Raw genomic sequence first — 24,641 nt, 5'->3', positions numbered from 1 at the left:
GCGGGACCCCGGATCAAGTCCGGGGTGACGTAGCTTGCTTGGCTACGGCGTTTGTTTTGCCTCGCGAGGCGCGCTAATGCGCGGCGCTCTATGGCCGACGACACTCCCCCCGCAGCGCCCGCTTCCGAAACCAAGGATTGGCGCGACACCGTCTTCCTGCCGAAGACCGACTTTCCGATGAAGGCGGGGCTGCCGCAGAAAGAGCCGGCGATTCTGGAGCGCTGGCAGAAGCTGGGGCTGTACCAGCGGCTGCGCGAACAGCGCGCCGATCGGCCCAAGTTCATCCTCCACGACGGCCCGCCCTATGCCAATGGCGATATGCATATCGGCCATGCGCTGAACCACATCCTGAAGGACATGGTGGTGCGCACCCAGACTTTGCTGGGGAAGAACGCGCCCTACGTGCCCGGCTGGGACTGCCACGGCCTGCCGATCGAGTGGAAGGTCGAGGAGGAATATCGGAAAAAGAAGCGCAACAAGGACGAGGTGCCCGCGGAGGAATTCCGCGCCGAATGCCGCGCCTATGCGCAAGGCTGGGTGAACACGCAGCGCGAGCAGCTGAAGCGGCTGGGCATCAACGGTGATTGGGACAAGCCGTACCTCACCATGGACTTTGCGGCGGAGGCGACGATCGTTGCCGAGTTGATGAAGTTCGCCGAGACGGGACAGCTGTATCGCGGCGCCAAGCCGGTGATGTGGAGCCCGGTGGAAAAGACTGCGCTGGCCGAGGCCGAGGTGGAATATGAGGATGTGGTGTCGACTCAGATCGACGTCGCGTTCGAGATCGTAGAGGCGCCGCTCCTGCCCGAGCTGGTCGGTGCGCATGCGGTGATCTGGACCACGACGCCGTGGACGATTCCGGTGAACCAGGCGTTGGCGTACGGGCCGGAGGTCGAATACGTCCTCGCGCGGTTCGACGACATGGCGGAAGGGCCACGCACCTTGCTGGTGGCGCGCGATCTGCTGGAGAGCTTCGGCGCGCGGATCGGGCATCCCGTGGTGGTGAAGATCGGCGATGCGGCGGGCACGGTGACGGTGCTGGCGGCGTTTACCGGCGACAAGCTGGCGGGCGCGGTGGCGCGACATCCGATGCACGCGCTGGGCGATTTCTTCGCGCGGCCGCGGCCGTTGCTGGCGGGCGCTTTCGTCACCACCGATGCGGGCACCGGGCTGGTTCACATGGCGCCCGACCATGGCGAGGACGATTTCGCTTTGTGCAAGGCGAACGGGATCGAACCGGTGTTCGCCGTCGATGCCGCGGGCATGTACCGCGCGGACTGGGCGTGGCTCGGCGGGCAGGGGAGCGTTATCAACAAGAAGTTCGTGGCGAGCGATGGGCCGATCTGTGCGGATCTGCGCGAAGCTGGCGCGCTGGTCGCGGCGAGCGACGACTTCAAGCATAGCTATCCGCATTCGTGGCGGTCGAAGGCGAAGGTGATCTTCCGGTGTACGCCGCAGTGGTTCATTGCGGTGGACAAGCCGATCCAGTCCCCCTCCCGCTTGCGGGAGGGGCTAGGGGAGGGCGTGTCCGCGGACGCTGCCGTCTCGACAAGCCCTCCCCCGACCCCTCCCGCAAGCGGGAGGGGAGAAGAAGGAGACACGCTTCGTAACCGCGCGATGGCCGCGATTGCGGCGACGCGATTCGTGCCGGAGAAGGGGCGTAATCGCATTGGCGCGATGGTCGAGGGGCGGCCGGACTGGGTGATCTCGCGCCAGCGCGCCTGGGGTGTGCCGATCGCCTTGTTCGTCGATCGTCGGACGGGGCTGCCGCTGGTCGATGCGCAGGTGAATGCGCGGATCGTGGCGGCGTTCAGGGAAAGCGGCGTGGATGCGTGGAGCGAGGCGGCGATGCCGGCGCTGCTGGGGCCGGAGCGTGATCCCGCCGATTACGAGCGGGTTACCGACATCCTCGACGTGTGGTTCGATTCGGGCTGCACCCACGCCTTCGTGCTGGAGAGCGGGCGCTGGCCGGAGCTGTCGTGGCCGGCGGACCTTTATCTCGAGGGATCGGACCAGCATCGCGGCTGGTTCCAGTCATCGCTGCTGGAAAGCTGCGGGACGCGCGGGCGGGCGCCTTATGATGCGGTGCTGACGCACGGCTTCACGATGGACGCCAAGGGCATGAAGATGTCCAAGTCGCTTGGAAACACGATCAATCCGCTTGATCTGATGCGCGATTATGGCGCGGATATCCTGCGGCTGTGGGCGCTGTCGGTGGATTTCACCGAGGATCACCGCATCGGCAAGGAGATCCTCGCCGGAGTGGCGGACCAGTATCGCAAGCTGCGCAACACGTTCCGTTACCTACTCGGCGCGCTCGACGGGTTCGAGGAGGCGGAGCGGCTGCCGGTGGGCGAATGGCCCGAGCTGGAGCGGTACATGCTCCACCTCGTCCATGCGCTCGACAAGCAGTTGAAGACCGCGATCGAGGCGTTCGATTTCAACGGCTATGTCCGGTTGCTGACCGATTTCGCCAATGAGGATCTGTCGGCGTTCTTCTTCGATATCCGCAAGGATTCGCTCTATTGCGACGCGGCCGGCGACGTGAAGCGGCGGGCGTATCGCACGATGCTGGACGTGCTGTTCCACGCGATGACGCGGTGGGCGGCGCCGGTGCTGGTGTTCACCGCAGAAGAGGTGTGGCAGGCACGCTTCCCGGGTGAGGACACCTCGGTGCATTTCCTCGACTGGCCCGAGCTGCCGGCGGAAGCGGGTGAGGATGTCAGCGCGCGCTGGCTCGCGGTGCGCGGGCTTCGCGAGCGGGTGACCGAGGCGATCGAGCCGTTGCGGCGCGAGAAGGTCGTGCGCTCCAGCCTGGAAGCCGAAGTGACGGTGACAGAGGCGCCGCTGCCCGAAGCGGAACTGGCGGAGGCGTTCATCGTGGCGAAGGTGTCGGCGGGCGATACGGTGACGGTGAGCCGGACCGACTATCACAAATGCGGCCGCTGCTGGCGGTTGCTGCCCGAAGTGGCCGAAGACAATGGCTTGTGCGCGCGCTGTGAGTCCGTCGTGGGCGAAGAGGTGGCGGCGTGACCCGCCGCACGCCCATCATCGGGCTGATCGTCGCGGGCGCGGTGTTCGTAATCGATCAGTTGACCAAGTGGATCGTCACCGGGCCGCTGGGTATCAACTTTCTCGGCGCATCGCGTGAAGTGGTGTCGTTCTTCGATCTCAGGTTCGTGCAGAACATGGGGGTTAGCCTTGGGCTGCTGCGCGCGGAAAGCGATGTGGCGCGCTGGGCACTGGTGGCGATGACCGCTGCGATCGCGGTTGCCGTCACCTTCTGGATGTGGCGCGAGGAAAAGGGCGCGGACAAGATCGCGCTTGGCCTGGTGCTGGGCGGGGCGATCGGCAACATCCTGGATCGTGTGCGGCTGGGCTATGTCGTCGATTTCGCGGACTTGCACTTCGGCGAATGGCGGCCGTTTCTGGTGTTCAACGTGGCCGATGCCGCGATCACGGTGGGCGTGCTCATTCTGCTGGTGCGCGCGCTGCTGATCCGCGATAAGCCGGCGCGAATGACGGAGAATGTGAATGCGTAAGTTCGTGGGTGCGGCGCTCGCGGCGTCGGCGGTGCTGCTGGCCGGATGCGCGAGCAACGGCCTGAACCGCGACCGGCCGGACGAATTCGCGGTGGCGCGCCAGCCGTCGCTGATCATCCCGCCCGATTTCGCCTTGGTGCCGCCGACGCCGGGCGCCGCGCGCGTGCAGTCCGCCGGCGCCGCACAGGCCCAGACGCTGGAGGCGCTGTTCGGCAGCGCGCCGCGCAGCGCGAGCGAGACCGCGGCGCTTCAGGCGGCTGGCGAGGATTCGGCGGATGCCGGCATCCGTTCGTCGGTCGGCGATCCGCAGACCAACGTGGTCGACAAGGGACAGACCACCCGCGACATCATCGCGGCGCCGGAAGGCGACGGGCAGGACGCTCGGGCGAACGCGCCGAAGTGAGGGGTTTGGGGGCCGAGTAGGCTGCGGTTGCCTTAGCCTATTTCGTCATGCCGGGCTTGTCCCGGCATCCACCTGGCCGCGCACTCTTGGGTTTGCGGAGGAGCGGAGCCGGCACGGGGCCGGGGTGACGGGTGGGTGGCGCGCGTTCCCGACGATCAGCCGTGGGTCAGGCGGTGGACGCTTCTGGCGAACCATCGCCACCCACCGTCAACGGCCCGCGCGGCCATTCCTTAACGTAGATGTCGCGCTGCGCGAACGGGATGGCGATACCGGCTTCCTTGAACTTCCACCACAAGCGGTTGAGCACGTCGGAGCGGACGTTGCCGACACCGCTTTCGGGGTCGCTGATCCAGGCGAGGATCTCATGCTCGACGCCGTCATTGCCGAATGCGGTCAGCCAGACATTGGGCTTGGGGCTGGAAAGGACGCGCGGGGACTCCTTGGCGGCGGCGAACATCAATTCCTGCGCGAGCCTGAGATCGCAATCGTAGCTGACCGCGACGGGGATGCGGACGCGGACGTTGCGATCGGAGAAGGACCAGTTCTCCACCTCCTGAGTCATCAGATTCTCGTTGGGAATCAGATGCTCCTTGCCGTCGCGGGTGATGACGCTGACGGCGCGCACGCCGATCTTGTTCACCCAGCCGAAGCTGTCGCCCACCACGATCACGTCGCCCGGCTTGATCGAGCGATCCATCAGCAGGATGATGCCCGCGATCAGATTGCCGACGGTCTTTTGCAGGCCGAAGCCGACCGCGAGGCCGAGCGCGCCGGAGAAGACGGCAAAGGCGGTGAGATCGATGCCGAGCAGATCAATCGAGAAGAAAAAGGCAGCGACCACGATGGCGATCGTGGCGAGTTTCTGGCCGAGCAGCTTCTGCGTCGCATCGAGCGTTTGGGTGCGGCTGATTGCATGGCTGACGACTCGGTTCGCAAGGCGGACCACCGCAACGATGACGACAATGACGAGCAGGGCGGTGATGATCGCGAGCAGCGACAGCCGGCGGCGACCGATGTCGACGCCGACGCCGTCGAGCGTCGACGTGATTGCGTCCAGGCCGCCGACCGCGCGGCTGAACAGTGCGACGAACAGGACGACGGCGACGAGCCAGCCGGCCCAGCGCGGCATGCCGAGCCCGCGCAGCACCTGGTGCCCGGTCAGTGCGGCCGCGCTGCCCAGCGCGATGCCGATCGGGAGGCCACCCCAAGTCGACCAACCATAAGCCGCCATGACGATCGCAGCGATCAGCGCGGCGGTGCCGTGTCGGATGATCGCGGGCATTCGCTCCCACAATCCCTCGCCATGATGGGCGACATGCGTCTTCCATAGCTCGGCGGCGGTGGGGCCGAACTTGCGGCCGGCGAACACGCCGCAGGCCAGCGCGACGATCATCAGCGCGCCGGCGATCGCCGCCTCCAGCGCATCGAAGCGCGAAGGCAAAGCGAGGCCGTTCATGTCGAGCCAGGTTTCGAGCGAATTCACCCGCGTGCCTCGCGGAAGCGGTCGAGCGCCTGGGCGAGATCGGCGATCAGGTCGCCGGGATCTTCCAGGCCGATCTGCAGGCGGACGAGCGGGCCGGGGAAGTCGGGCGTGGTGGCGGTGCGGTGACGTTCGGGATCGACAGGGGTGACGAGGCTTTCGAAGCCGCCCCAGGAATAACCGATGCCGAAATGGTGCAGGCTGTCGATCAGCGCGGCGCGTGAGGCCTCGTCGCCGCCGTCGAGGACGAAGGAGAACAGGCCGCTTGAGCCGGTGAAATCGCGCGCGAACGTCTCGTGGCCGGGGCAGGAGGGGAGCGCGGGATGGAGGACGCGGGCCACTTCGGGGCGGGTGTCTAGCCAGCGGGCGATCTGCAGTGCGCTCGCCTGATGTTGCGCAAGGCGGACGGCCATGGTGCGCAGGCCGCGCGCGCCGAGCCAGGCGTCGTCAGGGCTGGCGACCTGACCGAGCTGAAAGCTGGTTTCGCGCAGTTTGCGCCAGTGCGACGGGGCGGCGGTGACGCTGCCGAGCATCACGTCCGAATGCCCCACGACATATTTGGTGCAGGCGAGGATCGTGAGATCGACGCCGTGCTCGATCGCGCGGAAGAAGAGGGGGGTGGCCCAGGTGTTGTCGAGGATCGTGGTGACGCCTCGGGCCTTGGCGGCGGCGACGATCGCGGGGACGTCCTGCACCTCGAAGGTGAGGCTGCCGGGGCTCTCCATGAAGATCGCGCGGGTGGTGTCGGCGATCAGATCGACGATGCCTCCGCCGATCAGCGGATCGTAGAAGCGGGTGGTGATGCCGAAGCGTTTCAGGAGCCCGGTGGTCATTGATCGCGTGGGATCATAGGCCGTGTCGGGGACGAGCAGTTCGTCGCCGGGCGAAAGGACCGAGAGCAGGGCGGCGGCGATCGCGGCGACGCCGGAGGGGTACAGGAAGGTCGCCTCGGCGCCGGGTTCGAGCTCGGTTAGCGCGTCGGCGAGGCTCCATTGCGTGGGGCCGCCGCGACGGCCGTAGAACAGCCGGTGGTGGGTGTCGCGGGCGCCGTTCGCCCGGAGTTCGGCGACCGAGCCGTAGAGGTGGGTCGAGGCACGCCAGACGGGCGGGTTGACGATGCCTTGGGTCCATTCGGGGCGGCGGCCGGCGGTGACGACGCGGGTGGCGTCGGCGATTGTGCGGTCTTCGCTCATGCGCCGGTTTCCTTGGCAGTAGCGGGGTGGGCGCCCCATTCGGCCCAGCTGCCATCGTAGATCGGCACCTCGCGGCCGAGCAGCTGCGCGGCGAAGGCGATCACCGCGGCGGTGACGCCCGAGCCGCAAGTGGCGACCGTCGGGCGGTCGAGGTCGATGCCGGCTTCGTCGAACAGCGCGCGCAGGGCGTCGGCGCGCTTCCATGTGCCGTCGGCGTTGAAGAAGCGGGCGTAGTAAAGGTTGGTCGAGCCGGGGATGTGGCCGGGCGTGACGCCGGGGCGCGGCTCGGGCTCGGCGCCGGCGAAGCGGCTGGGGGAGCGGGCGTCGACGATCTGCTCGCTGCCGCTGGCGACCGCCGCCTGCATCTGCGCGAGATTGCGGATGCCGGCGCCGTGGGTGCGGGGGGTGATGTGGCGGGGCTTGGGCGTTTCCGTGTAGGCGGAGAGCGGGCGGCCCTCGGCGCGCCATTTCTCCAGGCCGCCGTCAAGGATCGCCACGTCGCTGATGCCGAAGCTGCGCAGCATCGCCCAGCCGCGCGCGGCGGTGTGGTGGGGCGAATCGTCGTACAGGACGATGCGCGTGCCGTCGCCGAGACCGAGCTTGCCCATGCGGCTGGCGAATTTCTCCGGGCCGGGGAGCATCATCGGCAGATCGGTGTCGGTGGCGGCGATCTCGGCGAGGTCGAGGAAGACGGCACCGGGGATGTGCGCCGTGTCATATTCCGCGCGCGCGTTGCGGGGTTCGCCAGGCAGGAACCAGCTGCAGTCGGCGATCCTGAGATCACGTGCACCGAGTTCGTCGGCGAGCCATTCGGTCGAGGCAAGCGTTTCCATGGCCCTTGTCTTAGCCGCCGGCAGCGGTTTGTCGAAGCGGCGCGCGCGAACTGGCATGATCGCACCCGCGCCCCTATCTGGCGGGCATGACACTTCATCTCGGCAAGACCAGCCCGCTTCCCACCACGCCGGAAGAAGCGGTGCTCGACTATGTTCCCAATCCGCGGATCGGCCGCAATTACCTAGTGCGGTTCGTGTCGCCGGAGTTCACGTCGCTTTGCCCGGTGACCGGCCAGCCGGATTTCGCGCATATCGTGATCGACTATGTGCCGGGCGAGACGATCGTCGAATCCAAGTCGCTGAAGCTGTTCCTGGGCAGCTTCCGCAATCATGCGGCGTTCCATGAGGATTGCACCGTCGGCATCGGCGAGCGGCTGGTGGCGGAGATGAAGCCGCTATGGCTGCGCATCGGCGGCTATTGGTATCCGCGCGGCGGCATTCCGATCGACGTATTCTGGCAAACTGGCGCGCCACCGGCGGACCTGTGGGTGCCCGACCAGGGCGTTCCATCGTACCGCGGACGCGGTTGATCTCGATCAAACGCGGCTTTCGCATTGCATTGCAGCAGATCACGCAACCAAGCCGCTTTCTGCCCGTTATGTGGGCTGAACGCCCTGTGAACAAGGCGATCTTTATCATCAGCGAAGGCATCAGAGGATGAACCAGGCGGTCGCATCGGACAGCATCAAGCGCATTGCGCTGATCGGCAATTTCCTGCCGCGCAAATGTGGGTTGGCCACGTTCACGACCGATACGTACAACGCCTTGATCAGTCGCTTTCCGGACCTGGCGGTTGACGTCTATGCGATGGACGATCACCCCGGCCGCTACGATTATCCGCCGGAGGTGACCGGCACGATCCCGCAGAACGACCGTTCGGCCTATCTGGAAACCGCGCGCACGATCGAGGCATCGGGCGCGCAGGCGATCTGGGTGCAGCACGAATATGGCATCTATGGCGGCGCGGCGGGCGAGCATATCCTGGCGCTGCTCGATCGCACCACGCTGCCGCTGATCGTGACGCTTCATACCGTGCTGGAAAAGCCGAGCGCGGACGAGCGGTCGGTCATGGAAGGCCTGTTGCGCCGCGCCGCCAAGATCATCGTGATGGCCGAGCGCGGGCGCGAGATCCTGACGCGTGTCCATGGCGCCAACCCGCGCTCGATCGTCACCATTCCGCACGGCGTCCCGGACCGCGAGTTTGCCGATCCGGCAGCGTTCAAGCCGCGCTTCGGCTGGGACGGGCGCGAGGTGATCCTGACGTTCGGCCTGTTGGCGCCGGGCAAGGGGATCGAGACCGTCATCGAAGCGATGCCGAGCGTGGTCGAACAGCATCCCGAAGCGATGTACGTCGTGCTGGGCGCGACTCACCCCAACCTGGTGGCGCATGAAGGCGAGAAGTATCGCGACAGCCTGAATGCGCTGGTGCGCGAAAAGGGGATCGAGAAGAACGTCCTCTTTGTCGACGCCTTCGTCGAGCAGGACGAGTTGATCGACTATCTGCAGGCGGCTGATCTCTACGTCACGCCGTATCTGAACCCCGCGCAGATCACGAGCGGGACGCTGTCCTATGCGGTGGGCGTCGGCAAGGCGGTGATCTCAACGCCTTATGTGCATGCCACCGAGATTCTGGCGGATGGCCATGGCGTGCTGGTCGATTTCCGTGACGTCGCGGCCTTTGCGCGTGAGATCAACGATCTGCTGGGCAGCGAGCGCAATCGCACCCGCCTGTCGCAGCGGGCCTATGAGCGTGGACGGACGATGACCTGGTCACGGGTAGCGGAGCGAGCGATGAACGAAATCAATGCGATCGTTGATGCCCGCCCGCAACGGATCGCGTCCTCCGCGCCGGTCAAGCCGCTGAAGCCCGACCTTTCCGCGGTCGAGCGGATGAGCGATTCCACCGGCATGCTCCAGCATTCGATCTATTCGGTGCCGGATCGCCGCCATGGCTATTGCATCGACGACAATGCCCGCGCGCTGATCCTGATGAGCGCGATGGAGGATCTGGACGACGCAACACGCGACAAATGGACCACGGTCTATGCCTCGTTCGTGCAATATGCCTGGAACCCGGACAAGCGCCGCTTCCGCAACTTCATGAACTTCGATCGCACCTGGTGCGAGGAGACGGGGTCGGAGGATTCGAACGGTCGCGCGCTATGGTCGCTGGGCGTCACCGCCCGCGACGCGCGCAGCCGCAAGCATCGCGACTGGGCGACGATGATGTTCGACATGACGGCAAGCCTGGCCTTTGAGCTGGGCAGTCCACGTGCGCAGAGCTTCGCGATGCTAGGCGCTGCGGCGATGCTGGAAGCATCGCCGGGGCATCAGCTGGCGCATTCGATCCTCACCCGTTTCCCAGACGAACACAAAGCGTTGCTAGACACCGCGCGCCGGCCCGATTGGGTGTGGTTCGAGGTAGTGCTGGCCTATGACAACGCCCGCCTGCCCGAGGCTCTGATCCGCGCCGGGCAGGCGCTGGCTCGCCGCGATGTGGTGGAGACCGGGCTCGAGACGCTTGAATGGATCATCGAGCAGCAGAAGAGCCCCGAGGGGCGTTTCCGCGCGGTGGGCTCGGAAAGCTTTGGGCGCCCTTACGCGCCGCCGCTGCCGTTCGATCAGCAGCCGCTGGAGGCGCAAGCCACGGTTGAAGCGTGCGTTGCCGCTTATGCGGCGACCGGCGACGAGAAGTGGCGTGCCGAGGCGGAGCGGGCCTATGGCTGGTACCTCGGCCTGAACGATCTCGATCTGCCGCTTGCCACGGTTCAGGATGGCGGCTGTTTTGACGGGCTGATGCCGACCGGGCTCAATCGCAACCAGGGCGCCGAATCGATCCTGGCGCTGCAATTGTCGAGCTGCGCGATTTCGGGGCTTTCAAAGTCTGCACAAGGCGTGGCAGGAACGGGGCGCGCTGTCGCATAACCCGCTCTGGCGCGTCGATAAAACGGACCGCAACGCGAGGCCTTCTCCTTGGACCTGTTCAATCACCGGCTGCGGCTGACCGCCGATCCGTCGCGCGTTGTCGTGCGGCCGTTCCATATCTCGAGCGCTGCGATCAACGGGCAGGGGCAAAGCCGATCGCAGCGCATGATCGACGCGGTGCTCGCGATGTCGGCCGAGGAGGCGGGCGAGCAGCTTGCCGTGGTGCTCAAGGATTTCGAGGCGCGCCACTGGCAGACGCGGCGCGTGTTCATGACCCGCTACCAAGAGATTGCCGAGATCCACGGGCTGAACGGCGATATCGACGAGGAAAAGCGTCAGTTGATCGGCGCCTACTTCTGCCACGAATATAGCTATGCCGCGGCGGCGCTGACCAATCCCAGCGCGGTGCCGCATTTCGACCAGTCCGGCATGCCGCCGGGGTCGCAGCGCATCGTGCTGAGCTGCCGCGCGGTTGGCGAGGGACACATTTCCTCGGTCGCTTTCCGTGAAGGCATCATCACCGCCGACAACCAGCTGAAGCTGGCGCCGGAGCCGCCGTTCGCCACCGCTGCCGACGCGCATGGCATCGACGGCCCCGAAATGCCGACCGGGCCGGTGACGGTGCATCGCAACCGCGATTCAACGCTGTCGGGCACCGTAATCTTCCCGATCACCGAGGCGCAGGCCAAGGGGCTGGAGGATCTGCGCCTCGTCCACTTCACCCATGACGACGGGTCGACCGAGTGGCTGGGCACCTATACCGCCTATAACGGCTCCAGGATCCAGTCCGAGTTGATGCGCACGCGCGATTTCCGGGCGTTCGATCTGGTGCCGATGACCGGCTCGGCCGCGCGCAACAAGGGCATTGCCTTGTTCCCGCGCCCGGTGAACGGCGAATATCTATCAATCGGGCGGCAGGACGGCGAGAACCTGTATCTGCTGCGTTCGGACCGGCTCGACCATTGGGATGATGGCGAGCTGATCCTGACGCCCGCCTTCCCCTGGGAACTGGTGCAGATCGGCAATTGCGGCCCGCCGATCGAGGTGGACGAGGGCTGGCTGCTGCTGACGCATGGCGTCGGAGCGATGCGGAAATATTCGATCGGCGCGGCGCTGCTCGACAAGAACGATCCTTCCAAGGTGCTCGGCCGGACGCGCGAGCCGATCCTTGCCGCGGCCGATCAGGATCGTGAAGGCTATGTGCCGAACGTTGTTTATACCTGCGGGGCGATGCGGCACGGCGACAAATTGTTCATGCCTTATGGCATCGCGGACAGCTCGGTCGGCTTTGCGTTCGTCGAAATTTCTAAGCTGCTGGCATTGATGTGACGGCGCGGCGGGTGCCGCGGTAGAGCCAGCCGATCAGGCCCGCGAACAGCGCGGTGCCGCCGATCAGGGCGACGGGTGCGAAGCCTTCGCCGACGATGGCGAGCGGCGCATCGCTGCCGGTGGCGGCGACGATGCCCGCGAAGCCGACGCCCCACAGGCTTTCGCCGACGATCATGCCGGTGGCGGTGAGCGTGCCCATGCGGCGGGCGCGTTCGGGATCGGCGGTGCGATCGGCCCAGCGATCATAAGCCGCGCCGATCAGCGCGCCGAGCACCACCGGCAGGATGACTGCCATCGGCAGATAGATGGCGATGCCGACGGCGAGCGGCGGCAGGCGCATCCGCCCCGCCTTACCGAGCGCCTCGTCCAGCGCGACGAAGCCCAGGCCGGCGAGCGCGCCCCAGCGCAGCATCGACCAGTTCAGATCGCCGCCGAGCACGCCCTTGGCGAGCGAGGAGATCAGCCCCGCCTGTGGTGCGGCGAGCGCGTTCGGCCCGGCGCCCGGTGCGCCCGCGAAGCCAAAGGCGGTGTTGAGCAGATCGAGCACGGGCGGCACCACGATCGAGCCGAAGATGACGCCGATCACCAAGGCCACCTGCTGTTTCCATGGGGTGGCGCCGACGAGTTGGCCGGTCTTCAGATCCTGCAGATTGTCGTTGGCGATGGTCGCGATGCCGAAAACGAGGCCGGTGACGATCAGCGCATAGGCAACCAGCGCGGCGGTGGTGTCCGGCGGCAGGTCGCGCCCGAACAGCCCGACGAGCAGCAAAGACGCGGCGAGAATCGACAGGATGCCGATGCCCGAGACGGGCGAGTTGGACGCGCCGATCAGGCCCGCCATATAGCCGGTGACGGTGGCGATCATCAGCCCGATCACGACCACGAAGACCAGTGCGCCAGCGACCAGCACGGCGGCCGAGCCGGCGATCGGGCCGGTGCTGGCCACGCTCCACAACAGCCACGCGATCGGCAGCAGTAGCGCGAGCGACACGCCCGCGACGACGCCGATCGGCAGGTCCTGCTCCTCAAGCGCCAGCACTTCGCCGGCGTGGCGCGCGCGGCTCGCGGCAAGCGCGGAGGCGATCCCGCCGATCACCGGGCGCGCGATCCGCACCAGCGTCCACACCGCCGCGACGCCGATAACGCCCGCGCCGAAGAAGCGCACGTCCTGGCTGAAGACGGTGCCGGCCCAGGCCTCGACCTCACCCGGCATCGGCCGCGCGGCGGTGAGCAGCGGCAGGAGGATGAACCAGGCGGTGATGAGACCAACGAGCTGGGCGAGGCCGACCGACAGGCCGACAAGATGGCCGACGCCGAACAGCGCGAAGGACAGCCCGCCGGCAATGCCGGTCGCGCCGCTGCCGACGCGGAACCAGGTGCCGGCCTCGGCGACGGCGAGGCGCATCTGCGTGAGGATCGCGAAGCCGGCCGAGGCGATGCCGCTGCTGACGAGCAGGCGCAGCCCGGCGGCGCTTTCCGCCGCGCCCTCGCGCGATCCAGCGCCGACCTCCAGCACCTCGGCCGCGGCGCGCCCTTCGGGATAGGGCAGGTCGCTTTCGACCACGAGTGCGCGGCGCAGCGGGACGGAGAACATGACACCGAGCACGCCGCCCAATGCGGTGATGCCGGCGGTGAGATGGAACGGGAAGCCCTGCCACCAGCCGATGATGACGAGCCCGGGGAGCACGAAGATGATCGCCGCCAGCGTGCCGGCCGCGCTCGCGATCGTCTGGACGATGTTGTTTTCGAGAATCGAGGAGCCGCTGAAGTGGCGCAGGATCGCCATGGAGATCACCGCCGCCGGGATCGATGTTGCGAAAGTCAGCCCGACCTTCAGGCCGAGGTACACGTTGGCGGCGGTGAACAAGAGGGTGATCAACCCGCCGAGCAGGATGCTGCGCAGCGTGAGTTCGGCGATCGGCTTGGAGGGCGCGCTCATGGCGTCGCTGTTACACGGCGGTTGCGCGATCGGCCAAGCAGCAACATTGGTGTGTGCGGCGCCACTATCTGGCGCGATTTGCCACCATGGCGCACGGGCTGTCGTTGAGCTTGCGGGTAAGAGGTTGTTTCTCCAGCGCAATCCTATCTGGCATGGTTGCTGCACTGGCTTGGGCAATCGAACGGCGATGCGCCGTTCCCGACCGGAGCCGATAGATCATGACGACCAACAGCACGCCGCTCGCCGCCCCCAAGGACAATCTGCTGGGCATCTGCAATGCGCTGGGCGAGGATTTCGGCTTCAACCCCTTGTGGCTGCGCCTGGCACTGGGCGCGACGTTCGTGATTCAGCCGATCGGAGTGATCGTGACCTATCTGGCGCTTGGATTGGTCGTGCTGGTGTCGCGAATAGCCTTTCCCAGTCGTCGTGCGGCCGCTGTGCAGCGATCGACAGCGCGCTTGCCGATGGCGGGCAATGAGCCCGAGGAGCTGGTGTTCGCCAAGGCGGCGTGACCAAAAAGAAGTGCCCGGCGCTCTGGGGGGAGCGCCGGGCAGGTGCCCGTGAACTTCACGAGCTTGGGTCGCAGCTATGTTGTCGCTCAACCTGGATGGCGGCGCATCCCCCAAAAGGGTGAGACGATGTCGATTAGTCCGTTCCGTGCATTGTTTTCGCACAAGTTGCGCGGTCGACACGCTCGCTGCGAGCCCCTAGGTCGCAAGGTTCGACGAGGGGGTTATGATGACGACTGCATTGCGGGTGGCACTGGCGGGGCTCGGGACGGTGGGCGGCGGCGTTATTCGCGTGCTGGAAGCGAATCGTGACCTGATCGCGCGCCGGGCGGGGCGGCCGATCGAGATCGTCGCCGTGTCCGCGCGCGACCGCACCAAGGATCGCGGCGTCGACATCAGCGGGTTCGAGTGGGTCGACGACACCACGGCGCTGGCACGTTGCGATGCGGACGTCGTGGTTGAACTGGTCGGCGGTGCGGACGGGCCCGCGCTGGCGCTGGCGCGGGCGACACTGGCGGGCGGCAAGGGCTTCGTGACCGCGAACAAGGCGATGCTCGCCTATCACGGGCTGGAGTTGGCGGAAGCGGCGGAAGCGGCCAAGGTGCCACTCAAGTTCGAAGCGGCGGTGGCCGGCGGGATCCCGGTGATCAAGGGACTACGCGAGGGCGCGGCGGCCAATGCGATCGAGCGCGTCTACGGAATCCTGAACGGTACCTGCAATTTCATCCTGAGCAAGATGGAGGCGGAGGGGCGCGATTTCGCCGACGTGCTCGCCGAGGCGCAGGCGCTTGGTTATGCCGAGGCAGATCCGTCGTTCGACATCGATGGCGTGGATGCCGCGCACAAATTGTCGATCCTCTCCTCCGTCGCGTTCGGGACGCGGCCTGCGTTCGGTGATGCCGCGATCAGCGGCATCCGCCACGTCACCGCAGCCGACATCGCGGAGGCGGCGGCGCTTGGCTATCGCATACGGCTGGTCGGCATGGCGGAGGCGGGCGCGGGCGGGCTGTTCCAGCGCGTGCACGCGCATCTGGTGTCGAACGGTCACCCCTTGGCGCATGTCACCGGATCGACCAACGCGGTGGTGGCGGACGGCAATTTTGTCGGGCGGCTGCTGTTCCAGGGTGCGGGCGCTGGTGATGGGCCGACTGCGAGCGCCGTGGTCGCCGACCTGATCGACATCGCGCGCGGTGAATATGGTCCGCCCTATGCGATGCCGGTGGCTGCGCTGACCGAAGCGTCGGCGGCACCGGCGGGTGACCGGCGCGGGCGGGCGTATCTGCGCTTTGCCGTTGCCGACCGGGTGGGCGTGCTGGCCGAGATCGCGGCGGCAATGCGGGACGCCAATGTATCGATCGAGAGCCTGATCCAGCGCGCTGCGTCTGCCGATGGCACGGCGCTGGTGGTGATCGTGACGCATGAGGCGCCCGAGTCGAACATCGGCGCCGCGCTCGAGCGGCTACGTGGTTCGCAGAGTCTGGCGGGCGAGCCCTTGTGGATGCACATCCTCGATTAAGGGCGGTTAGGATTGGCTTTTGCTGCCCTTTGCTGTATTAAGGCAGCATGACAGCGCTGAACAGCGAAGACAGCCCGGTCTATATCCGATTGCGCGGCACGATCGCTGCAGGGATTCTGCGCGGCGATTATCGGGCTGGCGATCAACTGCCCTCGGTTCGCGCGCTGGCGGCCGAACATGGCGCGAACCCGCTGACCGTCGCCAAGGCATATCAGTCGTTCCAGGACGAAGGCTATGTCGAGGTGCGGCGCGGGGTGGGCATGTTCGTTCTGCCGGGCGCCGCGGAGCGGCTGTGCGTCGCCGAGCGCGAGGCCTTCGTGAGCCAGCAATGGCCGCGAATCCGGGCGTATATCGATCTGCTCGGGCTGGATGCCGCGGCGCTGCTGGAGCGCGAGCAGGCCTGAAACTGCAGAGGCGGCCAAGGTACTAAGTCTCGCCGATGGGATCGGCGGCCGGACGAGCTGCGCTGTTGAGCCCGCCATACGTATATTCCAAGCGCTTCGGCCGCCACCGTGATGTGCGCATCATGACCTTCTTGCCGTCATGCTGAACTTGTTTCAGCATCCACCTTTCCCAAGGATCGGTCGCCAGCGTGGACGGGTGGACCCTGAAACAAGTTCAGGGTGACGGACGCGTTTGGAGTTTACGTCCGGATCGATGAGCGCTTTATTGCGTGCCCTTGATCGCTTCGAGCAACGTCTTGACCTCCTGGCTGCGGCCGCGGGGGAGGATCAGGACGTCGTTGCCGGAGGCGACCACGATCAGGTCGCTGACGCCGACCATGGCGATCCGCAAGCCGTCGCTGCGGACAAGGCAATTGTTGGTGTCCAGCGCGATCACCTCGCCGCGGATCGCGTTGCCCGAGGCGTCGGCAGTGCTGATCGCGTGAAGCGCATCCCAGCTGCCGACATCGTTCCACCCCATGGTGACGGGCACCACGGCGACGCGATCCGACTTCTCCATCACAGCATAGTCGATCGACTGGCTGGTGGCTTCGGCGAAGGCGCGGGTCGAAGGGCGGATATGGGTGCCTGAGCGCTCGCCCTCTGCGACCGAGCGGCGTACTGCCTCCAGCATCGCCGGCTCGTGCTGCGCCAGTGCATCGAGGAAATAATCGGCGCGGAACAGGAAGATCCCGCCGTTCCAGGCGTAGCCGCCGCTCGCCAGCATCTCTTCGGCAGTCGCACGCGGCGGCTTTTCAACGAAGCGGTCGACGCGGTTGACACCCGGTGCGATCGGCTCACCGATCTTGATATAACCATAGCCGGTTTCCGGCGCGTCGGGGGTGATGCCGAACGTCACCAGCCAGCCCTCCTCAACCATCGGCAGCGCGGACTCAATGGCGGCGCGAAACGCCTCGACATCCTCAATGACGTGGTCCGATGGCATCACCAGCAGGGGCGCGCTTGCATTGGTGGCGCACAGTGCGGCAAGTGCGATGGCGGGGGCGGTGTTGCGGCCCATGGGTTCGAGGATCAGCGCCTGCGGGCGGCAGCCGATCGCGGCCAGCTGTTCCTCGATCATGTCGGTGTGGCGCGCGTTGGCGACGACGATCGGCGCATCGTAACGCTCGCCGCAGGCACGCGCGGCAGTTAGCTGAAGCATCGTCTGTTCGGCCGTGAGCGGGAGCATCTGCTTGGGGCGCTCCGGCGTCGACATTGGCCACAACCGCGTGCCCGACCCGCCGGACAGGATCACGGGGACGATCGACGTCATGCGCAGTAGCTCCTCACAGATGATGGGCGCGACCCGATGGGCGATCTGGCCGCGTGTTGGAAAGTGGAAGATGCCCCGCGGCTAAATGCATTAAACGCGGAATCGATCCATATCGGCAGGAACCTCCGCTCTCGTTCGTGTCGAGGGTTGAGGCGCGTGCGACGCGCGGTGTGGCTGATGGCCAGTCCCCCGGCTTCGCTCGGAACGAAGGGAGCAAGCCGGCGCGCGTCCCATCGGCAGCGTTCAGCCTTTCTTTGCCATTTGCTGCGACACGGTTCCTGTCGGATTCCCTTACAATGGATCGGATCCTGAAGGGCGGATGGACGGGCGCAGGCAATGATCAGGATCTTCAAACATTATGTGCCCAACGCGGTTGCGTTGCTTGGGCTGATCGATGTCGTGATCCTGCTCGTTGCGGCAGAACTGGGCTGGCAGCTGCGCGCCTGGCAGATCGACATGGCGCCCGAGCCGATCTGGACGCGCCTGCCGCAGCTGGCGACCTTTGCGGTCCCGCTCGAAATCGCGATGGTGGCGGTGGGCGCTTATCAGGCCGATGTGCTCGTATCGGTGCGGCAGGCGGTGATGCGGCTGATGGTAGCGGTGTCGCTGGGGGTGATCTTCCTCAGCCTGCTGTTCTTCTTCTTTCCCTCGGTCACCTTCTGGCGATCGAGCCTGTTCTACGCGATGCTGTTCTCGATCGTCGGTCTGGTCGCGGTGCGGCTGTTGTTCGGGCGCATGCTGGGGGGCGAGCGCTTTCGGCGGCGCATCATCGTGCTTGGCGCGGGCAGTCGCGCGGCGCGGCTCGGTACGCTGGAGCGGGCGAACGGCGCGAGCTTCCTGATCGCGGGCTATGTCGCGATGGGAGAGCCGGCGATTGCGGTGGATGGTGCGGTCGCGCGCGCCGATATCCCGAACCTGGCCGCGTTCGTGGTTGAGCGCGAGGCGCTGGAGGTAGTGCTGGCGATCGAGGAGCGGCGCAATGCATTGCCGCTCAAGGACCTGCTGCGGATCAAGACCACGGGCGTCCATGTCAGCGAATATTCGACATTTCTGGAGCGCGAGACGGGGCGGATCGACCTGGCGAGCGTCAACCCTTCCTGGTTGATCTTCTCGGACGGTTTCGCCTCGGGCCGGATGCTGTCGGCCATCGCAAAGCGCGGGTTCGATATTGTCGTCAGCGCGGCGCTGTTGCTGGTTGCGGCGCCGGTGATCGCGCTGACGGCGATCGCGATCAAGCTGGAGAGCCGCGGCCCGGCGTTTTACCGTCAGCGGCGGGTGGGACTGTACAACGAGCCGTTCGACATTCCGAAGCTCAGATCGATGCGGCAGGATGCCGAAGTCGCCGGGCAAGCGGTGTGGGCGGCGGAGCGCGACCCGCGGATCACGCGCATCGGCCGGTTTATCCGCAAGGTTCGGATCGACGAACTGCCGCAATGCTGGAGCGTGCTGAAGGGCGAAATGAGCTTCGTCGGCCCGCGCCCCGAGCGGCCGCAGTTCGTCACCGAGCTGGAACAGCATCTGCCTTATTATGCCGAGCGGCATATGGTGAAGCCGGGGATCACCGGCTGGGCGCAGATCAACTACCCTTATGGCGCGTCGATCGAGGATGCGCGCCACAAGCTGGAATATGACCTTTACTACGCCAAGAACTATTCGCCGTTCCTTGACCTGCTGATCCTCCTTCAGACGCTGCGGGTTGTGCTCTGGCCGTCGGGGGCGCGATGATCGCGGCGCCGATTACCTTGTGGACGCATGCGCTGGCGGCGTTGCTGTTCAGCACCCTGGCGCTGTCGCAACGGCATGGCGGCGGTGCGCTGCCGCGCGTGCCGTTCGTGGTGGCGCTGTTTGCGACGGCGTTGTGGGCATTGGCGGTGGCCGGGCTGGACGCGCGCGATGTGGCGACGCGGCTGGGCGAATGCGGGCGTAATCTGGCGTGGCTGGGGTTCTTATATGCGCTCGCCAGGCGTGATCGGGCCGATCCCGCCTGGCCATCGCTGCACATGGTCTATGCCGCGGTCGCGATAGTGGTGGTGATCATCGGCGGGCTGGCAGTTGCCGCTGCGATGGTTGACGATCCGGCGACCAGCGGGGCTTTCGCCAAGACGCGTGCGCTGTTGCAGATGCTGATGACCGTTGCGGCGCTGATCCTGGTCTATCGCTTGCGGTTCGGCGCCTTGTGGCGCGTGCGGGCGGGCGTGCGCATCGTGGCGGTCGCGATGGTGCTGATGTGGGCGGTCGATCTGGCGCTGTACGGCACGATCTGGTTCGCGGCTTACTGGCCGGCAGGGCTGATCGACATGCGCGGCGCGGTGACCGTGGTGCTCGCGCCGCTGCTCGGGCTGGCCGTGCAGAAGGGGGATGAGCGCAAGGTGCAGGTGTCGCGCACCGTGGCGCTGATCTCGCTCGCGGTGGTAGCGATCGGGCTGTACGTGGCGGTGACCGCGCTGGCGACGGCGATCGTCGGGTCAGTGGGGGGCAGCTATGCCCGGGTCGTGCAGACCGCGCTGATCTTCGGCACGACGGCGGCGCTGCTGACCCTGGTGTCGACGCCGTGGACGCGCGCCTGGGCGAAGGTGGTGATCGCCAAGCATCTGTTCAGCCACCGCTATGATTACCGCAGCGAGTGGCTGCGCTTCACCGAAACGCTGGGTACGCCGGGTGCGGCTTCGCTGGAAGAACGGGTGGTAAAGGCGATCGCCGACCTGACCAGTTCCCCCAGCGGGCTGTTGCTGGTGGCGGACGGGGCGGCGCTTGATACCGGAACGGCGTGGAACTGGCCGGATGCGCCGCGCGCCGAGCGGCCCGACGAGGCGCTGTTCGCGCACCTTTCCGTCTCCGGCCGGATCATCGAGTTGGATGCGGTGCGCGGGGAAGCGGCCGACACCGCGGATCAGGCCAGCACTTCAGCATGGCTGCGCGACTGCACCGATGCTTGGGCGGTTGTGCCGCTGCTTCACTTCGGTCGGCTTGCCGGCGCGATTGTGCTGGGGCGGCCGTTGGTCGATCGGGCGCTCGACTGGGAGGATTTCGACCTGCTTGGCGTGGCTGGGCGGCAGGCGGCGAGCTATCTGGCGGAGGCGCGCGCGCATGCCGCGCTGTCCGATGCGCAGCGCTTCGACGAATTCAACCGCCGGTTTGCGTTCATCATGCACGACCTGAAGAATCTGGTGAGCCAACTCACCTTGGTGGCGCGCAATGCCGAGCGGCACGCCGACAATCCGGCCTTTCGCGCCGACATGGTGGCGACACTGACCGACTCGTCCAATCGGATGAACGGCTTGCTGGCAAGGCTGTCGCAGCATCATGGCAGCCGCGGCGAAGCGGTGCGACCGGTGCCGCTGCTTGCGCTGGCAGAGCGGATCGCGGCGGGGCGCCGAGCGCAGCATCCGGTGGTAGCGACAGGCGACCGTGAGGTGCGCGCGATGGCCGATCCGGCGGCGCTGGAGACCTTGGTCAGCCATCTGGTGCAAAATGCGATCGAGGCGAGTGCGAGCGCGGCCGAGGTGTCGCTGCACGTCAGCATGGCAGACGGGCGGGGGGTAATTGCGGTGACCGACACGGGACGCGGGATGAGCCCTGGCTTTGTGCGCGACCAGCTGTTCCGGCCGTTCGTCTCGGGCAAGCCGGGCGGGTTCGGGCTGGGGGCGTTCGAGGCGCGCCAATTGGCCGAGGCGATGGGCGGTGCGGTCAGCGTCACCAGTCGCGAAGGGGAGGGCACGTGCTTTCAAGTCGCGCTGCCGCTCGCCCGGCCGAACGCGGGCGAGATGGGGATGGCGGCATGACGGGCGCACGCAAGCTGTTGATCGTGGAGGACGATCCGGGGCTGCAACGGCAATTGCGCTGGGCCTATGACGGCTATGACGTGATCGTCGCGGGCGATCGGGCTGGCGCCATCGAGGCATTGCGCGCGGAGGAGCCGGCGGTGGTGACGCTGGACCTTGGCCTGCCGCCCGATCCCGACGGAACCAGCGAGGGCTTCGCGCTGCTCGCCGAGATCCTGCAGTTGAAGCCTTCGACCAAGGTGATCGTTGCCTCCGGGCATGGCGCGCGGGAAAGCGCGCTGCAGGCGATCGCCGATGGCGCATGGGACTTTTACCAGAAGCCGATCGACATCGATGCGCTGGGGCTGATCGTCGAGCGGGCTTTCCACGTCCATGATCTGGAGGTGGAGAACCGCCGGCTGGCGGCGAGCGGCGCGGCACCGGCGCTGGGCGGGCTAATCACCGCGGCGCCCGAGATGATCAAGGTGATGCGCACGGTCGAGCGGGTCGCGCCGGCTGACGTATCGGTGATGCTGCTGGGGGCAAGCGGTACGGGCAAGGAATTGCTGGCGCGTGGGCTGCACGATGCCTCGCCGCGCTCTGGCGGCGCGTTTGTCGCGATCAACTGCGCCGCGATCCCCGAAACGCTGCTCGAAAGCGAGTTGTTCGGGCATGAGAAGGGCGCGTTTACCGGGGCGGTGAAGACCACGCCGGGCAAGATCGAGCAGGCAGGGGGCGGCACGCTGTTCCTGGACGAGATCGGCGACGTGCCGCTGCCGCTGCAAGTGAAGCTGCTGCGTTTCCTGCAGGAGCGGGTGATCGAGCGGATCGGGGGGCGGCGCGCGATCCCGGTGGACACACGGATCGTGTGCGCCACGCATCGTGACGTGGACGCGATGGTCGCCGACGGCTCGTTCCGCGAAGACCTTTATTATCGATTGGCCGAGATCGTGGTGCGCATCCCAGCGCTGGCGGAGCGGCCAGGGGATGCGGCGCTGCTCGCCAAGCATTTCGTCACCCGCTACGCCGCAGCGATGAACCCGGCGGTGACCGGCCTATCGTCCGACGCTCGCGCTGCCATCGATGCGCATGACTGGCCGGGCAATGTGCGCGAGCTGGAAAACCGCGTGAAGCGGGCGGTGATCATGGCCGATGGCAAGGCGGTGACCGCGGCCGATCTCGACCTGACGGATCCCGACACGATGCCGATCAACCTGCGCGCGGTGCGAGAAACGGCGGACCGGCGCGCGATCCGCCAGGCGTTGGCGCGGGCGGACGGCAATATCTCACAGACCGCGCGGCTGCTCGGCGTGAGCCGGCCGACGCTGTATGACCTGCTCAAGAGCTACGGCCTGCATGCTTGATAAGCCGCATCGCTATCCGTTGCTGCGAAGCAAGCGACGGCGCGGGCAAGCGGGTGGCTCGCCCCGGCCGAGCGCACGCGCGATCCGGATCGCGCTGACGCTGGCCGTGCTGGCGCTGGTGCTGGGCGGGATCGTTGTTCTTGCTCGCCGGGCAGCCGCACCCGATCCGCGCGCGGCGCTTGCCGAAAGCCTCGCGGCACTCAAGCGTGGCAATTACAGCGCGGCCCGTAATCATGCTTTGGTCGCCGTCACTGGCGCGGATGCGGCAGCGGCCAATGCGGTGCTCGGCCGCGTGGACCTGCTGATGGGCCGGGGTGTGGCGGCCGAGGGGGCGCTGACCCGCGCGGTTGCGGCTGGCATGCCGGCGGATCGGTTGCATCAGCTGTTTGCCGAAGCCTATCTGTTGCAGGGCGATGCTGATCGCGCGCTTGCCGAAGCGGCGCGCGCGGCTCCCCGCTATGCCGGACCCGCCGAACGGGTGCGCGCGCGTGCGCTGGCGGCGAAGGGGGACGTGCCCGGCGCGGTGGTGTTGCTGGAACGCCTGGTCGATCGCGACCCGCGCGATGGAGGCGCTTTCGGTGATCTTGGTCGCATTCGCTTCGATTCTGGCGATGTGCTTGGCGCGGATGTGGCGGCGCGGCGCGCGCTGGCGCTCGACCCCGCCAATCTCGATGCGATTGTGCTGGCCGGGGAAGTGGTGCGCAGTCGCTATGGGCTGCGGGCCGCAATGCCGTGGTTCAACAAGGCGCTGGAGCGCGACGCTTACTATCATCCCGCGCTGATCGAATATGCCGCGACCGCCGGCGACCTCGGGCAATATGGCATCATGCTGGAGGCCAGCCGCCGCGCGCTGGCGGCACGACCGAACAGCCCGCAAGCGCTATACCTCCAGGCCGTATTGGCGGCGCGGGCCGGCAAGCGTGAGCTAGCACGCACGTTGATCGGGCGAACCGGAGATGCCGGGTTCAACGTGCCGGGCGTGGTGCTGTTGGCGGGGCTCATCGCTTATGCCGACGGCAGCTATGAGCAAGCGGTGATCAGCTTCGGCGAACTGATCGATCGGCAGCCGATGAACCTCGTCGCGCGCCGCCTGCTCGGCGCCTCGTTGCTGCGATCGGGCGATGCGCGCGCCGCGCTGGAGGCGCTTCGGCCGATGGCGGTGCGGGCGGATGCGGACAGCTACACGCTGATGCTGGCGGGACGGGCCTTCGAGGCGACGGGCGAGCGCGATTGGGCGGCCCGCCTGCTCGACCGCGCGGCACGGCCGATGCTTGGCGATCCGCGGCCATTTGCCAGCGATGCAGGGCCGGCGGCGCTGGCCAATATCGTGGCCAAGGCGCCAGACGATCCCGCAGCGGCGGTCGCTTATGTCCGCGGCCTGATCGATGCCGGGGATGGAGCGGGGGCGTTGCGCCAGGCGGGGGCGGTCGCCGATGCCTCGCCCGGCGCGCCGGGGGCGCAGTTGCTGGCCGGTGACGCTTATGCCGCAACGGGCGAGTTCGGACCGGCGCTGGCGCGATATCGCCGAGCGGCCGATCTGCGCTTCGACGCGCCGGTTATGCTGCGCCTTGTGGAAGCCGCAGTCCGCACGGGGCAGCGCACGCAGGGCGCCGAGGCGCTGGCGCTTTATCTATCGCAAAGCCCGCAGAGCATGGTCGCGCGTCGGGCGCTCGCCAATCTGCAACTGGGCGTGCGGGATTGGGAGGCAGCCGCCGACACGTTGGAAGTGCTGCGAGCCCCCGGCGGGAACCGCGACGCGTTGCTGCTGGCGCAGCTTGGTTATGCCTATACCGGCGCTGGCGATCCGGCGACCGGGGCCGCCTATGCGCGCGCGGCTTATGGGCTGCTGCCGATGAATCCAGCGGTGTCGGATGCTTATGGCTGGGCGCTGTACGAGCGCGGGGAGACGGCGGCGGCGCTTCAGTTGCTGGAGAAAGCGGCGACGCTGGCACCTGCGCATGCCGGCATTCGTTGGCACCTGGCGCAGGCGCTTGCCGAAGCGGGGCGCACAGCCGAGGCGAGGCGGTCGATCGGACTGGCGCTGCGCGATCCGGCGTTCCAGGATCGGCGCCCCGCCACGGCGCTGCTGAAGGCGCTTGGCGGGTAGGTTGCGGCTGAGCCTGCTGCGCTT

Annotated in this window: 18 protein-coding genes; 13 read left to right on the top strand and 5 right to left on the bottom strand. The window is 67.0% G+C overall.

What is annotated here, in order from left to right; all coding sequences use genetic code 11:
- The first annotated feature begins 90 nt into the window (after nt 1-90).
- The 3 genes from ileS to SPHI_RS10160 are packed head-to-tail and all read left to right on the top strand — an operon-like array spanning nt 91 to nt 3,945.
- Nucleotides 91-3,033 carry an isoleucine--tRNA ligase gene (gene ileS / locus SPHI_RS10170; RefSeq protein ID WP_076744815.1) on the top strand — a complete coding sequence of 981 codons (2,943 nt, stop codon included), beginning with the start codon at nt 91-93 and terminating at the stop codon, nt 3,031-3,033.
- The gene (gene lspA / locus SPHI_RS10165) at nt 3,030-3,542 is read left to right on the top strand and encodes a signal peptidase II (protein ID WP_076744814.1); all 513 of its coding nucleotides are present in this window, start codon (nt 3,030-3,032) and stop codon (nt 3,540-3,542) included. The genes ileS and lspA overlap by 4 nt, the downstream gene beginning before the upstream one ends.
- Nucleotides 3,535-3,945 (top strand): DUF3035 domain-containing protein, encoded by a 411-nt coding sequence (locus tag SPHI_RS10160; protein WP_076744813.1) that lies wholly within the window; start codon nt 3,535-3,537, stop codon nt 3,943-3,945. Before lspA ends, SPHI_RS10160 begins: the two co-directional genes overlap by 8 nt.
- Before the next feature lie 166 nt (nt 3,946-4,111).
- Here SPHI_RS10160 and SPHI_RS10155 read toward each other — a convergent pair whose 3' ends face one another.
- Genes SPHI_RS10155 through SPHI_RS10145 form a run of 3 tightly spaced genes read right to left on the bottom strand, consistent with a single transcriptional unit; the run spans nt 4,112 to nt 7,451 of the window.
- Nucleotides 4,112-5,401 carry a mechanosensitive ion channel family protein gene (locus SPHI_RS10155; RefSeq protein ID WP_076744839.1) on the bottom strand — a complete coding sequence of 430 codons (1,290 nt, stop codon included), beginning with the start codon at nt 5,399-5,401 and terminating at the stop codon, nt 4,112-4,114.
- A 23-nt stretch (nt 5,402-5,424) separates the two neighbouring features.
- Nucleotides 5,425-6,618: a cystathionine beta-lyase gene (gene metC, locus SPHI_RS10150; protein WP_076744812.1), complete on the bottom strand. Its 1,194-nt coding sequence runs from the start codon at nt 6,616-6,618 to the stop codon at nt 5,425-5,427.
- Complete coding sequence (locus tag SPHI_RS10145) at nt 6,615-7,451, bottom strand: sulfurtransferase (protein ID WP_076744811.1); 837 nt, start codon at nt 7,449-7,451, stop codon at nt 6,615-6,617. Before SPHI_RS10145 ends, metC begins: the two co-directional genes overlap by 4 nt.
- Before the next feature lie 86 nt (nt 7,452-7,537).
- Here SPHI_RS10145 and queF point away from each other — a divergent pair, with 86 nt between their 5' ends.
- From queF to SPHI_RS10130, 3 genes are all read left to right on the top strand, one after another.
- Nucleotides 7,538-7,981, top strand: coding sequence for a preQ(1) synthase (queF, locus tag SPHI_RS10140; protein WP_076744810.1), 444 nt, complete (start codon nt 7,538-7,540; stop codon nt 7,979-7,981).
- A 127-nt stretch (nt 7,982-8,108) separates the two neighbouring features.
- On the top strand, nt 8,109-10,376 hold the full coding sequence (locus tag SPHI_RS10135; RefSeq protein WP_076744809.1) for a glycosyltransferase family 4 protein: 2,268 nt from the start codon (nt 8,109-8,111) through the stop codon (nt 10,374-10,376).
- Between the two features lie 48 nt (nt 10,377-10,424).
- Nucleotides 10,425-11,705, top strand: coding sequence for a glycoside hydrolase family 130 protein (locus tag SPHI_RS10130; RefSeq protein WP_076744808.1), 1,281 nt, complete (start codon nt 10,425-10,427; stop codon nt 11,703-11,705).
- On the opposite strand, the gene SPHI_RS10125 is transcribed toward SPHI_RS10130, so the two are convergent.
- Complete coding sequence (locus SPHI_RS10125; protein ID WP_076744807.1) at nt 11,683-13,644, bottom strand: OPT family oligopeptide transporter; 1,962 nt, start codon at nt 13,642-13,644, stop codon at nt 11,683-11,685. The genes SPHI_RS10130 and SPHI_RS10125 overlap by 23 nt on opposite strands.
- Nucleotides 13,645-13,862: 218 nt before the next feature.
- Between SPHI_RS10125 and SPHI_RS10120 the strand changes: the two genes are divergently transcribed.
- From SPHI_RS10120 to SPHI_RS10110, 3 genes are all read left to right on the top strand, one after another.
- Entirely contained in the window at nt 13,863-14,156 is a 294-nt protein-coding gene (locus tag SPHI_RS10120; protein WP_076744806.1) for a PspC domain-containing protein, read from the top strand.
- Between the two features lie 226 nt (nt 14,157-14,382).
- Nucleotides 14,383-15,669 (top strand): homoserine dehydrogenase, encoded by a 1,287-nt coding sequence (locus tag SPHI_RS10115; protein ID WP_076744838.1) that lies wholly within the window; start codon nt 14,383-14,385, stop codon nt 15,667-15,669.
- A gap of 47 nt (nt 15,670-15,716) precedes the next feature.
- The gene (locus SPHI_RS10110) at nt 15,717-16,073 is read left to right on the top strand and encodes a GntR family transcriptional regulator (RefSeq protein ID WP_076744805.1); all 357 of its coding nucleotides are present in this window, start codon (nt 15,717-15,719) and stop codon (nt 16,071-16,073) included.
- 262 nt (nt 16,074-16,335) lie between these two features.
- Here SPHI_RS10110 and SPHI_RS10105 read toward each other — a convergent pair whose 3' ends face one another.
- On the bottom strand, nt 16,336-17,385 hold the full coding sequence (locus SPHI_RS10105; RefSeq protein ID WP_076744804.1) for a mannose-1-phosphate guanylyltransferase/mannose-6-phosphate isomerase: 1,050 nt from the start codon (nt 17,383-17,385) through the stop codon (nt 16,336-16,338).
- A 336-nt stretch (nt 17,386-17,721) separates the two neighbouring features.
- Here SPHI_RS10105 and SPHI_RS10100 point away from each other — a divergent pair, with 336 nt between their 5' ends.
- From SPHI_RS10100 to SPHI_RS10085, 4 genes are read left to right on the top strand one after another with little or no spacing between them, the layout of a single operon-like run.
- On the top strand, nt 17,722-19,110 hold the full coding sequence (locus SPHI_RS10100) for a TIGR03013 family XrtA/PEP-CTERM system glycosyltransferase (protein WP_076744803.1): 1,389 nt from the start codon (nt 17,722-17,724) through the stop codon (nt 19,108-19,110).
- Entirely contained in the window at nt 19,107-21,167 is a 2,061-nt protein-coding gene (prsK, locus tag SPHI_RS10095) for an XrtA/PEP-CTERM system histidine kinase PrsK (RefSeq protein ID WP_076744802.1), read from the top strand. The genes SPHI_RS10100 and prsK overlap by 4 nt, the downstream gene beginning before the upstream one ends.
- Nucleotides 21,164-22,510 (top strand): PEP-CTERM-box response regulator transcription factor, encoded by a 1,347-nt coding sequence (gene prsR / locus SPHI_RS10090; RefSeq protein ID WP_076744801.1) that lies wholly within the window; start codon nt 21,164-21,166, stop codon nt 22,508-22,510. The genes prsK and prsR overlap by 4 nt, the downstream gene beginning before the upstream one ends.
- Complete coding sequence (locus tag SPHI_RS10085) at nt 22,503-24,617, top strand: tetratricopeptide repeat protein (protein WP_096348749.1); 2,115 nt, start codon at nt 22,503-22,505, stop codon at nt 24,615-24,617. The genes prsR and SPHI_RS10085 overlap by 8 nt, the downstream gene beginning before the upstream one ends.
- Nucleotides 24,618-24,641 lie beyond the last annotated feature (24 nt).

The sequence above is a fragment of the Sphingomonas jeddahensis genome, assembly GCF_001981525.1.
Lineage (GTDB): Bacteria > Pseudomonadota > Alphaproteobacteria > Sphingomonadales > Sphingomonadaceae > Sphingomonas > Sphingomonas jeddahensis.
The sequence above is the reverse complement of the archived record's forward strand: the minus strand, read 5'-3'. Positions and strand labels throughout refer to the sequence as shown.